Origin of the sequence: Acidithiobacillus sp. YTS05 (genome assembly GCF_024396695.1) — a bacterium.
In the GTDB taxonomy this organism is placed as follows: domain Bacteria; phylum Pseudomonadota; class Gammaproteobacteria; order Acidithiobacillales; family Acidithiobacillaceae; genus Igneacidithiobacillus; species Igneacidithiobacillus copahuensis.
Window position 1 is genome coordinate 360,587 of the sequence record NZ_CP094359.1, and the last position, 12,438, is coordinate 373,024.

Consider the following 12,438-nt stretch of genomic DNA (forward strand, 5'->3'; position numbering starts at 1 on the left):
TGCGACGAGGAGTCATGAAAATTACACTGGCTCTGGGGATCGCGGCGATCGGTCTGATGAGCAACGGTGCTCACGCCGCCACGCAGCGCTGGAAAGGTCCGTTGGCGGAGGCGTCCGCCGCCTGCCTGCAGCAGGATAGCGCGGCGCTCGCGCAAATCCAGCGCGCCGCACAATCTGGATCCTACGATGGCGTGGTGGCAATGGCTGCCTATTGGGCCTGCAAAGGCGACCCCGCGTCTGCCAAACCCTGGCTGGTGAAAGCCAGTGGAATGGGTAGTGGTTGGGCCAGTCAGGTTCTCGCCCATTACTTGAGACGTGACCCTGCCTCTGCGGCTAATACGGAGCAACAAATTCGGTTTTTGACACGGGCAGCGCTACAGGGCAATGCTTGGTCGGCGCGCGAGCTTTCCGTCCTGTACTTGAATGGAGCCCCAGGTCTTGCCGCAGATCCGCGCAGGGCTTCTTATTGGGCGCGCTATGCCGAAGATGTGAAGGAAATCGTCCCTGACACTTTTTATCTTGCTGAGAGCTATGCCAAGGGCTGGGGGGTTCCCAAAAATGCGCAGAAGGCCAAAGAGCTCTACGCAGAGACCTTTCATACCTTGCAGCAGGCGACCGCAGACGGCGATCCGTATGCGGATATGCTGTTTTTTCTTGCCTACAGCAAGGGGTATGGGGTCCCTAAAGACCATAAAAAAGCATTGCATTGGCTGCAGCAGGCCGCCGAGAAGGGATACCCCGAGGCTGTTGCCGAGCTGAAAGTCCTTTCCAATGGAGGAAAATCTCATGAATGAGCGCAACGCGGGCGTCAATCGCCGTGAATTTCTCAAATCTCTGGCCCTGATGGGGGCGGTCTCTGCCACTCTGCCTTTATCCATTCAGCGGGCCTTGGCCACCCCGGCGCACGCGGCCAGTGGAAGCATCGAGGACGTCGAGCATATTGTCATTTTCATGCAGGAAAATCGCTCGTTTGATCACTATTTTGGGCATCTCTCGGGAGTGCGTGGTTACAACGATCGTTTTCCCCTGCCCATTCCTGGCGGCAAAAGCATCTGGGAACAGCCACGTCTGTCTGATGCGAGCGAAGTGATTCTTCCCTATCATCTCAATACTTTGACCAGCTCTGCCCAGGTAGTCGGTGATCTCGATCATAGCTGGTATAGCACCCACGCTGCCAACGCCGGCGGACTCTTCAATGCTTGGCCGCTGGCCAAGACCGACCGGACCATGGGCTATTATCTGCGCCAGGACATTCCCTATCACTACGCCCTGGCCGATGCCTTTACCGTCTGCGACCACTATTTTTGCTCGTTGGCGGGACCGACCCATCCCAATCGCAGTTATCTTTGGACAGGTATGGTCGATCCCAGCGGCCAGGGCGGAGGTCCCCTGATCAACAACGATGATTACATTACCGATCCAAAAAAATACCCGCCCGTCTGGTGGCCGACTTATCCTGAGCGTTTGCAAAAGGCTGGAATCTCTTGGCAGGTCTACCAAGAGGGGACCACCCTGAGCCTGGAGAAACCTTTTGAAGGGAACTACGGTGACAATCCCTTGCAGATGTTTCGTCAGTACGTGAATGCCCCAAGTGACTCTCCTCTGCGCCAGCGTGGCATTTCGGTGCGCAGCCTTCGCCAGTTGCAAGAAGATGTCGTCCAAGACCGCCTGCCACAGGTTTCCTGGATTGTCGCACCCGCTGGTTATACCGAGCATCCCTCTTATGCCCCTGCCTATGGCGCGGTGTATATCGCGCGGGTACTGGCGGCGTTGACCGCCAATCCCAAGGTCTGGTCACGAACCGTGGTTTTTCTCAATTATGACGAGAACGACGGCATTTTCGACCATGTCATTCCGCCGCAACCACCGACCCCTGTGCGGCCCGGGAAAAGTACCGTCAGCACCGCCGGCGAAGTGCACGATCTGGTCAACCCGCGTCAAGCTCCATTGTTTGTTCCCGACGATCTGCCCTACGGTATGGGGCCGCGCACTCCTATGATCGTTATTTCGCCATGGAGTCGGGGGGGCAAGGTCTGCTCCGAGGTGTTCGACCATACCTCGGTTCTGCGCTTTGTGGAAAAGCGCTTTGGTGTGAGCGAGCCAAACATCACAGCGTGGCGGCGGGCGGTTGCGGGTGATCTGACTTCGGCCTTTGATTTTTCCCGCGCCGACCTTCGGCAATACTTTCTGCCCAGTACCGCCAATAACTTCAATCTGGTCCAGCGGGCAGTGGCAGACTTGCCTCTGCCGCAGGTACCGGTGGCGGGAACGCAGCAAGGCATCCCTCCCCAGGAAGAAGGTCAGCGTCCTGCTCTACCTATCGACTACCGCCAGACTCTGCAAATCGAAGCCGGCGCCGGTGGCTATCTGGTTCGCTGCCAGAACCCGTCAAGTTTGGGGATCTGTTGTTGGGCCTACTGGGATGGCAGCAGGGGTTTGCCCCAGCGCTATACCATCGGTGCCGGCCATCAGCTGGAGGACCATATCGCCTGGCCCAAGGATGTTCCCGCTGCACTGACTGTCTACGGTTCCAATGGCTTCATTCGCAAGTTACAGGGGAAAGGGCAGTCTTCGCTACGGGTAAGCGAAGAATACCTGCTCCCGGGCGGCAATCTTCGGTTGGTTCTGGAGAACCGATCCGCCTCAGCGCGCGAAGTGGAGATCGAGGACGCTGCGTATGGTGCCGAAAAACGTCGCGTCCGCTTAGGAAAATGGGAAAAAAGGGCGTTAGATTTTTCTCTAGAGCAGAGCGATCAGTGGTATGACTTGCGGATTACCGACCAGGCCCATGTTTGGCGTTTGGCAGGGCATGTCGAAACCGGCCATCTGAGCAAGACCGACCCCGCCAACGTAGCCCCCGTCCTACGGGTGTGATTCAGCTAGGCATATCAGGCCGTTGCCCTTTTTCCCTTGGCGGATTGACGGAGCTGCCATTTTTCAAAGAGGTTGTGGGCAAACATGCCGGCGATCATGGCAACAAAGAACAGCACGACTTCGGTTTCTAGTGTGCCGAAGGATGCGAGGGCCGGGCCCGGGCAGTAACCGGCAAGTCCCCAGCCGCTGCCAAAGAGGAAAGATCCAATCAGCAGTGAGGGGGTGATATCCCGGCGCGTCGGCACCCCTAGCTTGTCGCCCAGGAGGGCCCTGCCCCGACGAATCACCAGTGTGATACCTACCATGCTGACCCCGAGAGCTCCCGCCATCACAAAGATCAAAGAGGGATCCCAAGCACCAAAGACGTCAAAAAAGCCCTTGATTCTTGCCGGGTCCGTCATCCCGGAAACATTGAGACCGATGCCAAAAAGAAGGCCGATCAGTAGCGCACTGAGCAGTTTCATGTGAAGTTTCTCCTTTCTTTAGAAAAAATGTATCAAAGAGACCATCAGAAAGCCTGCCGCCATGAAGCTGATGGTGGCCGCTACAGAACGCCGTGAAAGCCGGGCGAGCCCGATTACTCCATGTCCGCTGGTGCAGCCCGATCCCAGGCGGGCGCCAAAGCCAACCAGAAGCCCGCCGAGGAGAACGGCTCCCAGGTCCAGGTCGATCTCTCCTTTGCCCAGGGAAAATCCTGTCGCTGCCAAGAGGAGTGGAGAGGCGAGGAGACCCGCAATGAAGGCGAGGCGCCAACCGACATCACCGGAGGAAGGCTTCAGGAGCCCACCCACGATGCCGCTGATGCCGGCGATCTTGCCGTTGATGGCCAGCAACAGCACGGCCGCCAAGCCGATCAATGCACCACCAAACAGAGAAACCCAAGGTTGAAACGAGACTAGGTCAGTAAACATATTATCACCTCGCAGAATCGAGAACGCTCCAGTAGTTGAGTTATTTACTGTATATATATAAACTAATTCTAGGGGATGAAGTCAAGCCCCTGATTATAAAAGAGGGAGCTGTATTCTTATGGCGACCTCCAGTTGTGCAGTGACGGTAGGTTTTTGCAAACGGAGGGTACTACCATGACGGAAGTGGCAATCAAGACCTTTTTCGATCCGACCACGTGGACCTTTACCCATGTGGTTCATGACCCGGCCACCCGCAAGGCGGCCGTTATCGATCCCGTGTGGGACTATGATCCAAAGTCCGGGCGTACGGCGGAGCGTTCTTTACAATCTGTTATCGACTACGTTACCTCGCAGGATTTGCAGCCCGAGTGGGTGCTGGAGACGCACGTCCACGCCGATCACCTGTCCGCCGGTAATCTGCTGCGGAAGCGCTATGGATGCAAGATCGGGATTGGCGCGACCATTCGGCAGGTGCAGGAGACTTTCAAGAAGATCTTCCATCCTGAAGAGGGTTTTCAGACCGACGGTTCGCAGTTCGATCAGACCTTTGCAGATGGAGATACCTTTTCCATCGGTAACCTGCAGGTCTCGGTGCTGCACGTTCCCGGCCATACGCCAGCCGACAGCGCTTATGTGATCGGCAAACACGTCTTTGTGGGTGATACCATTTTTGCCCCCGACGTGGGTACGGCGCGCTGCGATTTCCCCAATGGCAATGCCCATACCCTGTATCGTTCCATCCAGCGCTTGCTCAGCATGCCGGAGGATACCGTCCTCCATCTTTGTCACGATTATCCCCCGGAAGGGCGGGAAGCGCGTGCGGAGTGGACCGTGGCGGAAGAGCGTGCCGGTAATATCCACGTGCACAATGGCGTTTCCGAAGAAGAGTTTGTCAAGATGCGTACAGAACGGGATGCCACCCTGGGTATGCCCGTACTGATTCTTCCCTCGGTTCAGGTAAACATGCGTGCCGGTGCCTTGCCGCCCGCGGAGGCCAATGGCGTCAGTTATCTGAAAATTCCTGTGAACCTGCTCTAGAGGAGCTATAGAGCATTGGGGCTGGCCGACGACCTGCGTCGTGTGGTCAGCCCTTTATCATTGGCCATTCCGGATGCTTCAGGAAAGCTTTGGATCGACGGGCAGATAGGCAAATATGCCGTAGGGGCGCGAGTACTGCAGCAACAACTGCGCCTGTGCCAGTGCTTCGCCGCCGCTTCCCTGGGGGAGGGAAAAGCCAAGGCTTGCTAGTGCCCAGGAGCGGATCTGGGCAAAGGATGACTCGCCCGCCGGGCGCGGCAGATACACCAGATGGTACTGACCGTTCTGCAAATGTGCCAGTTGGGCAACGGCCTGCTCTGCCTCTGTCATTCCCCCCAAGCCATCTACCAGTCCCAAGCGCTTGGCGTCCACGCCACTCCAGGCTCGGCCTTGCGCGTCTTTTTCTGCCTCTGCAAAGGGCAGATGGCGCGCCTTCGCCACCAGCCCGACAAAGTGGGTATAGAGGTGGTCGACTACCGCCTGGAGGGCCTGTTGCTCCGGTTTCCCCAGCGGCGCAAAAGGTGTCAGCGAGGGACTATGGGGGAGGCTGCTGACCCCGGAATAGCCAACGCCAATCTTTTGCAATAGACCGGTATAATTGGGAACGAGCACAAAGACACCAATGTCTGCGGCAATGGTGGTAGGCTCGGCATAAATGCGATCGGCGGCAGTGGAAAGCCAGTAGGCGCCGGAAGCTCCGAGGGTCCCCATGCTCACTACCACGGGCTTACCCGCTTTGCGCAAACGCTCGATGGCGCGGCGGATGGCGTTGGCGGCATTGACGTCGCCGCCGGGGCTGTTGACCTGCAAGATGACGGCCTTGACGTCGCGTTCGTGGCGCAGGTGATCGAGCTGGCGCACCGTCGCCTCGGCGGCAACCACGCCGGGCTCTTCCATATCTCCGGGCACCAGCATGCCATCAATGGGTACCACAGCGATCTCGGGTCCGTGCTCCTCCGGCTGATGCGCGGCAAAGCTCGTATAGTAGCGCTGCCAGCCGATGCGCCGGAGCTTCTTTTGCCCCAAGGCCTTGGTAATGGCGTCGCGAAAGTCCTCCTGATCACCAATCTGCGTGATGAGCTTATGCTGTAGCGCCAGCTGCGCCGCATTGCCCTGAGCTTTCTGCAATAATTCGGGAAGGTGCAAGGCATAATTCTGCAAGGTGTCGGCGGAGAGGCCACGCCCCTGATCCACCGCGCTCGTATAGGACTGCCACCAGGTCGCCAGCCAGGCTCGATTTTCCTCCTGCGCCGCCGGCGACATATCTGTACGGGTCAGCGGTTCCACTGCCGATTTGTACTTGCCCTGGCGGAAGGCGTAAACATCGACCCCAATCTTGTTGAACAGGCCCTTGAAATACAAAGAATCGCTGGAGAAGGGGGTGATCAGGGCCATACCCAATTCCGGCAGAAATACCTGGTTGGCTTGCGCGGCAAGCACATAGTTGCCAGTAGAATATTCTGGGGCATAGGCGTAGATGAGTTTGCCTTGGGCGCGGAAGCGCTGCAAGGCATGGGCGACATCCAGCAGCTGCGTCAGACTGCCGCCACGGAATTCCCGTAGATCAAGCGCCAGCACCCGTATCTTCGGATCTTTGGCTGCGTGATCGATGCTGGCGATCAGATGCCGCAGCAGAACATGCTCTTGCGTGGGGTGAATTTTTTGCAGGAGACGATCCTGCCAGGAGTCGCTTTCGCTGTAGACCAGGCTCCCCTGTGGCTCGACCCAGAGGACGGAGTTTTTGGCGACGTGAATCTGTGGGCGGGAGAAATGCTGGACGATGGCGACAATGATCAGGATCAGAATGACCAGTGTCAGCAGATTGAGGACCGTGAGACGCAGCCAGTGAAGAACCTTACCCAGCCACAGAAACGGTAAGAGCAGGCGGCGCATGCGTCGGTTTCCTTTCGCCACGGGAGAATTTGGTCGGGGAGACAGGATTCGAACCTGCGACATCCTGCTCCCAAAGCAGGCGCGCTACCAGACTGCGCCACTCCCCGAAGCTATTAGGATAGCCGTGGGGAACGACTTCGGTCAATCTAGGCGGGAAAGCTTGCGCCGCAGGCGATCGAGTTCGCGGCGGGCCAGGGCGATCCCGTCGTTCAGTCGCTGCCGCTCTTTCTCGGTGATGTCCTTGCCCTTTTCTACCAGCTCCTCGCTATAGATGGCGATGGTATCGAGCAATTCTTCGACGCGCTCATTGATGCGCTCACGCGATACTGCCATCCGGTCCCAGGCCCGGTTGGCCTGTTGGCGCAACTGCTCGCGGGTACGTTCGCCGCTTTGCGGAGCAAAGAGTAGCGCCGCTGCAGCACCCGCGAGGGCGCCGGCAGCGAGGGCAGCGCCCAGGGCCGCATAACTCAAACCATTGTCTGTATCGTAATCCATGAGATACCTCCGTTACGTGATGACCGTGGGGGCCTTGCGGCCAGAAAGGCTTTCCAAGCGAGTCAGGTCTTTTCCGAGCGTTACCAGGGAAGCCAGGTAGCGCTGCGGGTCGCGGTGGAATTGTTCGGGATTGGTTTCGTAGGCTTCGTGATAAATGCGCAAGGTGGCTCCCGTGGTACCGGTTCCCGAGAGTCGGAAGATCAGGCGGGCACCGTCGGCAAAGAGAATGCGTAGGCCTTGGTGTTCGCTGACACTGCCGTCGATGGGATCGGTGTACGAGAAATCATCTGCCACCTGCACCTCGCGTCCCGCCAGCTGCTGTCCGGGTAGCACCGGCAGTTGCGCCTGCAGCCCGGCCAGCATCTTCTCCGCCACCTCGCTCGGCAACTCTTCGTAGTCATGACGGGTGTAATAATGGCGGCCAAAGCGCTGCCAGTGGGCATCCAGAATCTCGCGCACGGACTGGCCGCTGTGGGCGAGTACCGAAAGCCATGCCAGCACTGCCCAGAGGCCGTCCTTTTCCCGCACGTGGTCAGAGCCCGTACCAAAACTCTCTTCGCCGCAGAAGGTGATGCGACCGGCATCGAGAAGGTTGCCAAAAAATTTCCAGCCCGTGGGAGTCTCGAAGTATTCGATGCCCAGGGCTTTGGCCACCACATCGGCAGCCTGGCTGGTGGGCATGGAGCGCGCCACCCCATGCAGACCATTGGCGTAGGCGGGAATGCAGCGCGCCTGGGCAGTCAGCACGGCCAGGGAGTCACTGGGGGTCACGAAGACGCCACGCCCAAGGATCATGTTTCGGTCACCATCGCCATCGGAGGCGGCGCCGAAGTCCGGAGCCTGCTCGGAAAACAGTAGATCGGCGAGCGGCTTGGCATAGACCAGATTGGGATCCGGGTGACCGCCGCCGAAATCGGGTAGAGGGATGGCGTTCTGTACGGTGCCTGCCGGCGCGCCGAGGCGTCGTTCGAGTATTTCCTGGGCATAGGGACCAGTGATGGCATGCAAGGCATCGAAGCGCATGCGAAAGGAGCCCTGGAGCAGCCGGGATAAGGCAGGAAAGTCAAAAATCCTCTCCATCAAGTCGGCATAATCGCGCACCGGATCGATGATGCGAATGCGGGTGTTCCCCAGCTGCAACTCCTGCTCGTGATCGAGGTCGATGTACTCGGTCTGGGCAATGCGGTAGCTGTTGATGGCCTTGCTCCCCGCCCAGATCTGCTCGGTCAGGGATTCGCTGGCCGGGCCACCATTCTCACCATTGAACTTGATGCCAAAATCGTGTTCGGGGCCGGCGGGATTGTGCGAGGCACTGAGAATGAGTCCGCCGCGGGCTCGGTAGTAGCGGATGACATGGGAGACGGCGGGGGTAGAGAAGAGCCCATGGCGGCCAATGAGCAGTTCTCCCCAGCCGTTGGCGACCGCCATCTTGATGATGGTCTGGATGGCCTCGCGATTGTAATAGCGACCATCACCGCCAAGGACCAGAGTCTTGCCTGCACGATCGGGAATGGCATCAAAAACGGCTTGTACAAAATTTTCCAGGTAATGCGCCTGTTGAAACACCTTCACCTTTTTCCGCAGGCCTGAGGTACCCGGCCGTTGATCGGCAAAAGCTTGCGTCTTGACCGTGGTGATTTCCATGCACAGAGCCTCAATGATCCAAGGGGATGTCCAGCACCGTCGAACTGCGGGATGCATCGGTGCGCACCCATAAAGTATAGCCGCCAATCTGCCAGGTGCTAACAATGATGCCGCCGTCTTCGATGGCAGCCAAGCTGGCGCGACGCAGATCCTCGTCCATGCTTTCTTCCCAATCGCCAGTCACATGACGACGCAGCAGCTCCTGGGGATCGATGTCTCCCGCTTCGAAAATGCTCTGCGCATCGGGAGAGAGCAGTATGGTACCGAGAGGGAACAGCATCTTGGGATGAAGATCGCTCATACAAAAAATCCTTGGCTACGAAGAAATTCGCGGCTCGGTTCCGCGCAGTGCTGCATCAACGCTATCCGGTGTGGGTTTTGTCGCGCCAAGCGTGCCAGGCGCGATGCCGAGTCTAATCCTGCCGCAGCATATACCGCCGGCACCGGGAAAAACGCAGTGTACAAAAACTGCCGCATCACCTCGCGCAGTAAAGGGCTGAGGAGGCGTCGCTGTATACCGCCTAGGCGACGACTGCGCCGTTGCACGGTGATTCTTGCAAAGGCCATGTGCCTGGCCTCTTCCCGACGATGCAGCTGATTGATCGCCAAAACCGCCGGCGGCAGCATTTTATCGCTCAAGATTTGTCGACTCATCTGGTCGGGGACGTTTTCACCAATGAAAATCGTCGCCCAGAAAGCTGCCGAGCCCTCCGGCGCCAAACGGGCGAACAGGGTCGCCAAGCGCGGGCGCTGACTCGGGGGGGTAAGGAAGGGGAGTTGTGCCCGCTGTTGCAGCTCGAGGAACATCAAACTGTGCCCGACTTCCTCGCGCAGTTCGTGGAGCTGGTAGTGGTAACTGTGCGTGTCGCCGTACAGGTGCTGCAGGGAGTGGCTACCCAGCCGCTGAATGAAGAGCGCTTCCAGCCACAGACCCAGCTCACAGAAGGAGACAAACTCGACTTGCGACAGGCGTATCCGCTCCTCGGCACGGAGGGCGTCGAACTCAGGTAATCCATATAAAGAAAGAAGGGGTTCAGGCAGCCAGGCCTTTTCCGGATCCAGGGTGTCCCAAGGGATCTCCTCGAGTGGATCACGATAGTTTGCGCTATGCCGACTGAGACGCTGAATGAGGGCGTCGTGGTGACGCGAAACAACCGCCATAAACTCTCTGCCCCTGCATAATACGTATTCTGCATTCTGCCATGACCGCCAAAGCTCTCCAAGCCCGCCACCAGCCGGAAGGCGTGTCAAAGCACATTAGAAATGTCCGGCGTTGGGCAAGATAGAGATGTCCGGTTCTTTTGGGCATTGATTACTTTCCAGGACGATCTGCGGTGGGATAACGACGCCAAGGATGGTCGGCAGCAGGCCGGGATTTTTCTGACCAACGTCGGGAAGTCAGGATCGCATCGACGCGAGCGTTGAGGCTTTTGTCATCGACAGGATGAGGGATTTCCTGGGGCGAATCGAAGACCTTGTAGAGCAAGACTTCGCCGCCGGTTACCAGCTCTATTCGCCCGTCGGCATGGACCACGACATCGACTTTCCGTCCGCGCAGTGCATAGCGTGGGGCGCCACCAGTCTGGATGATGTAGCGCTGTCTTTGGAAGGACAGCACCAGGTCCTTGGATAGGGTACGGCGGTGGTGGATGGCGCAGATCCGGGCGAGAGTTTCTGGACTTCCGTCATAGGGTTGGTGGGCGTCCTCGTCGTCGCAAGCCGCCACGGCAAAGTGCGCATTGTGTTGCTGCAGGTACTGGGGGAGCCAAGCGTTGGCGGCATCCTGATCGCTGATACCCGCCAGGCGCAAGGCCTTGACCAGGCGATCCTGAAGCGTTTGGAACAGGCGTTCTACCCGACCTTTGGCCTGTGGGCTCAAGGCCTGGATGGTGGCAATTCCCAAGGCTTCGGTGGCACGCTGAAACTGTGTGGGTTCGTTGTCTTCTGGGTGGTGTTTGGTGAAGATGCTGTGCCGATCGCTGTAGAGCGCTACGGGACAGCCATGAGTCGTGACGTAGGTCTGTAGGGCGGACAGATAGGTTTGGCTGCTTTCTACCGGTGTAAAACGGGCATACAAGACCCGACTGGTGGCATCGTCAATGAAGGCGATCAGGGTGCAGCGCGGCCCACGGCCTTCGAACCAATCGTGGGGACTGCCATCGATCTGGATCAATTCCCCCAGTCGCGCTCGGCGCGGCCTGGGTGGGTGCAGGCGGGTGCGCCGCTTGCGCTGGGCTTGCCACAGGCCCGCAGCGATCATCCAGCGACGCAGCGTCTCCTTCGATACGGTATAGCCATCTGCGCGCAGATATTCCGCTGCCAAGGTGGGGCCAAAGTCCGCATAGCGTGCCCGCACCTGCGCCAGGATGCCCTCCCGGACCGTCGTCTCTACCCTTCGGTTGGAGGGTCTGCCACGGCGTCGACTGATCAATGCCCGTGCCCCTTCCCGCTCCACCCCGCGCTGCAAGCGCCGAATCTGCCGCTCCGACAAGCCTAATGCCAGCGCTGCCTGCCCCTGACTTCGGCTCCCATCGATCACCTGCTGCAGCACCGCAAACCGCTTGCGCTCCCGCTCGCTCATCTCTATCCGCTCCTGCATCACTCGTCCTCGCTCGGATTTCCGTGGGCAGAAGCGCAGCAATGACACCCATGCCTCGGTAACGGACCCCGATTGTCGCCTCTACAAGAAGGCACCCGGGGATGCCTCGCGGCTGGTGTATCTGGGGCATGTACTCATGGTTAACCGAGAGGGCTTGATCGTGGGAGAACAGGTCACCACGGCGGATGGGACGGCAGAGGTAGATGCTGCGTTACAACTCATGGATGAGCTGGGTGGAAGCCGACGGATCACCCTTGCTGCCGATAAAGGCTACGATCGTCTTGGCTTCGTCCGGGTGTGGTCGAGGAAGCCAAGGCCCGCCATGGCGTGCGCGTCGCACCGATCACGGTTGTCGGCGGTAACGTGGCTTAACGGATAAGACCAAAACCCAAAGACCAAAACCCACTTGACACTGAAGCTTGCTTCAGGTTTAACATAAAAATACATAAAATTTTCTAAAATTCTGTCGAACAGGAGTTTGACCTCCGCAGTGTTCCATGACGCCGCCAAGGGAAATAGGATACTGTCACGCGGGCATCGCCTGCGGGCTGGTGAGCTGCAACGCTTGCTGCGGGCGTGTTTGGGCTATCTTCTGATTTTCTTACTCCTGTCCAATGCCCTTTTCCCGGACTGGTGTCGCTGCAGCATGATGGTTGGAATGCCTATGCGCTCGATGAGCGGCAAGATGCAGGCTGGATCTTCTTCCATGATAGGTATGGATGACCACTGTCCGATGGCCGGGATGGGTGCGCGTTCTTGCTCGGCGCTTTGCGACCTGGCTCATGCCCCCAAGGGAACGGTCTTCGGGCATCTTGTCTATCCGGCCATCCTCACCGTAGTAATCGCTTGGTTCGCCTTGCTACTGCAAGGCTTTATCCGACTCCCTTTTGCGAATCTATTGGTTGTTTGGGCGCATCCCCCGCCACTTTCTCGAGTCCGCCTCCTGATTTGAATTGCCCTGAGAACTAGCGCCTCCCGTCCGCT

General features: G+C 58.5%; 12 protein-coding genes, 1 tRNA gene and 1 pseudogene. 5 read left to right on the forward strand and 9 right to left on the reverse strand.

Annotated features, from left to right (window positions below):
• Positions 1–14: 14 nt before the first annotated feature.
• The gene (locus MQE22_RS01620) at positions 15–794 is read left to right on the forward strand and encodes a tetratricopeptide repeat protein (protein ID WP_215873133.1); all 780 of its coding nucleotides are present in this window, start codon (positions 15–17) and stop codon (positions 792–794) included.
• Positions 787–2,874, forward strand: a complete 2,088-nt coding sequence (locus MQE22_RS01625) for a phosphocholine-specific phospholipase C (protein ID WP_215873134.1) — start codon at positions 787–789, stop codon at positions 2,872–2,874. The genes MQE22_RS01620 and MQE22_RS01625 overlap by 8 nt, the downstream gene beginning before the upstream one ends.
• 14 nt (positions 2,875–2,888) lie before the next feature.
• Here the strand turns inward: MQE22_RS01625 and MQE22_RS01630 are convergent, their stop codons facing one another.
• Entirely contained in the window at positions 2,889–3,338 is a 450-nt protein-coding gene (locus MQE22_RS01630; protein WP_215873135.1) for a YeeE/YedE family protein, read from the reverse strand.
• An 18-nt stretch (positions 3,339–3,356) separates the two neighbouring features.
• Complete coding sequence (locus tag MQE22_RS01635; RefSeq protein ID WP_215873136.1) at positions 3,357–3,785, reverse strand: YeeE/YedE family protein; 429 nt, start codon at positions 3,783–3,785, stop codon at positions 3,357–3,359.
• A 174-nt stretch (positions 3,786–3,959) separates the two neighbouring features.
• Here MQE22_RS01635 and MQE22_RS01640 point away from each other — a divergent pair, with 174 nt between their 5' ends.
• The gene (locus MQE22_RS01640) at positions 3,960–4,823 is read left to right on the forward strand and encodes an MBL fold metallo-hydrolase (protein ID WP_226826840.1); all 864 of its coding nucleotides are present in this window, start codon (positions 3,960–3,962) and stop codon (positions 4,821–4,823) included.
• A gap of 78 nt (positions 4,824–4,901) precedes the next feature.
• Here the strand turns inward: MQE22_RS01640 and sppA are convergent, their stop codons facing one another.
• The 7 genes from sppA to MQE22_RS01675 form a co-directional block, all read right to left on the reverse strand.
• Entirely contained in the window at positions 4,902–6,716 is a 1,815-nt protein-coding gene (sppA, locus tag MQE22_RS01645) for a signal peptide peptidase SppA (RefSeq protein ID WP_215873137.1), read from the reverse strand.
• Positions 6,717–6,746: 30 nt separating this feature from the next.
• Positions 6,747–6,823, reverse strand: a tRNA-Pro gene (locus MQE22_RS01650).
• 34 nt (positions 6,824–6,857) lie between these two features.
• A complete protein-coding gene (locus tag MQE22_RS01655; RefSeq protein WP_215873138.1) occupies positions 6,858–7,211 on the reverse strand; it encodes a YtxH domain-containing protein in 354 nt (117 codons plus the stop codon).
• 12 nt (positions 7,212–7,223) lie between these two features.
• Positions 7,224–8,855 carry an alpha-D-glucose phosphate-specific phosphoglucomutase gene (locus tag MQE22_RS01660; protein WP_215873139.1) on the reverse strand — a complete coding sequence of 544 codons (1,632 nt, stop codon included), beginning with the start codon at positions 8,853–8,855 and terminating at the stop codon, positions 7,224–7,226.
• A 10-nt stretch (positions 8,856–8,865) separates the two neighbouring features.
• A complete protein-coding gene (locus MQE22_RS01665) occupies positions 8,866–9,156 on the reverse strand; it encodes a hypothetical protein (RefSeq protein WP_226826838.1) in 291 nt (96 codons plus the stop codon).
• The gene (locus MQE22_RS01670) at positions 9,153–10,016 is read right to left on the reverse strand and encodes a diiron oxygenase (protein WP_215873140.1); all 864 of its coding nucleotides are present in this window, start codon (positions 10,014–10,016) and stop codon (positions 9,153–9,155) included. Before MQE22_RS01670 ends, MQE22_RS01665 begins: the two co-directional genes overlap by 4 nt.
• A 151-nt stretch (positions 10,017–10,167) precedes the next feature.
• Entirely contained in the window at positions 10,168–11,436 is a 1,269-nt protein-coding gene (locus MQE22_RS01675; protein ID WP_255790026.1) for an ISNCY family transposase, read from the reverse strand.
• Positions 11,437–11,467: 31 nt separating this feature from the next.
• Between MQE22_RS01675 and MQE22_RS01680 the strand changes: the two are divergent.
• Together MQE22_RS01680 and MQE22_RS01685 are read left to right on the forward strand one after the other, a co-directional pair.
• A pseudogene (locus MQE22_RS01680) lies at positions 11,468–11,749 on the forward strand (IS5/IS1182 family transposase); the annotation flags it as partial.
• 195 nt (positions 11,750–11,944) lie between these two features.
• Positions 11,945–12,406 (forward strand): hypothetical protein, encoded by a 462-nt coding sequence (locus MQE22_RS01685; RefSeq protein ID WP_215871258.1) that lies wholly within the window; start codon positions 11,945–11,947, stop codon positions 12,404–12,406.
• Positions 12,407–12,438: the final 32 nt, after the last annotated feature.

Excerpts from the sequence above, each read along its gene's own strand:
- MQE22_RS01620 (WP_215873133.1), top strand. The coding sequence starts at position 15 with ATGAAAATTACACTGGCTCTGGGGATCGCGGCGATCGGTCTGATGAGC.
- MQE22_RS01625 (WP_215873134.1), top strand. The coding sequence starts at position 787 with ATGAATGAGCGCAACGCGGGCGTCAATCGCCGTGAATTTCTCAAATCT.
- MQE22_RS01630 (WP_215873135.1), bottom strand. The coding sequence starts at position 3,338 with ATGAAACTGCTCAGTGCGCTACTGATCGGCCTTCTTTTTGGCATCGGT.
- MQE22_RS01635 (WP_215873136.1), bottom strand. The coding sequence starts at position 3,785 with ATGTTTACTGACCTAGTCTCGTTTCAACCTTGGGTTTCTCTGTTTGGT.
- MQE22_RS01640 (WP_226826840.1), top strand. The coding sequence starts at position 3,960 with ATGACGGAAGTGGCAATCAAGACCTTTTTCGATCCGACCACGTGGACC.
- sppA (WP_215873137.1), bottom strand. The coding sequence starts at position 6,716 with ATGCGCCGCCTGCTCTTACCGTTTCTGTGGCTGGGTAAGGTTCTTCAC.
- MQE22_RS01655 (WP_215873138.1), bottom strand. The coding sequence starts at position 7,211 with ATGGATTACGATACAGACAATGGTTTGAGTTATGCGGCCCTGGGCGCT.
- MQE22_RS01660 (WP_215873139.1), bottom strand. The coding sequence starts at position 8,855 with ATGGAAATCACCACGGTCAAGACGCAAGCTTTTGCCGATCAACGGCCG.
- MQE22_RS01665 (WP_226826838.1), bottom strand. The coding sequence starts at position 9,156 with ATGAGCGATCTTCATCCCAAGATGCTGTTCCCTCTCGGTACCATACTG.
- MQE22_RS01670 (WP_215873140.1), bottom strand. The coding sequence starts at position 10,016 with ATGGCGGTTGTTTCGCGTCACCACGACGCCCTCATTCAGCGTCTCAGT.
- MQE22_RS01675 (WP_255790026.1), bottom strand. The coding sequence starts at position 11,436 with ATGAGCGAGCGGGAGCGCAAGCGGTTTGCGGTGCTGCAGCAGGTGATC.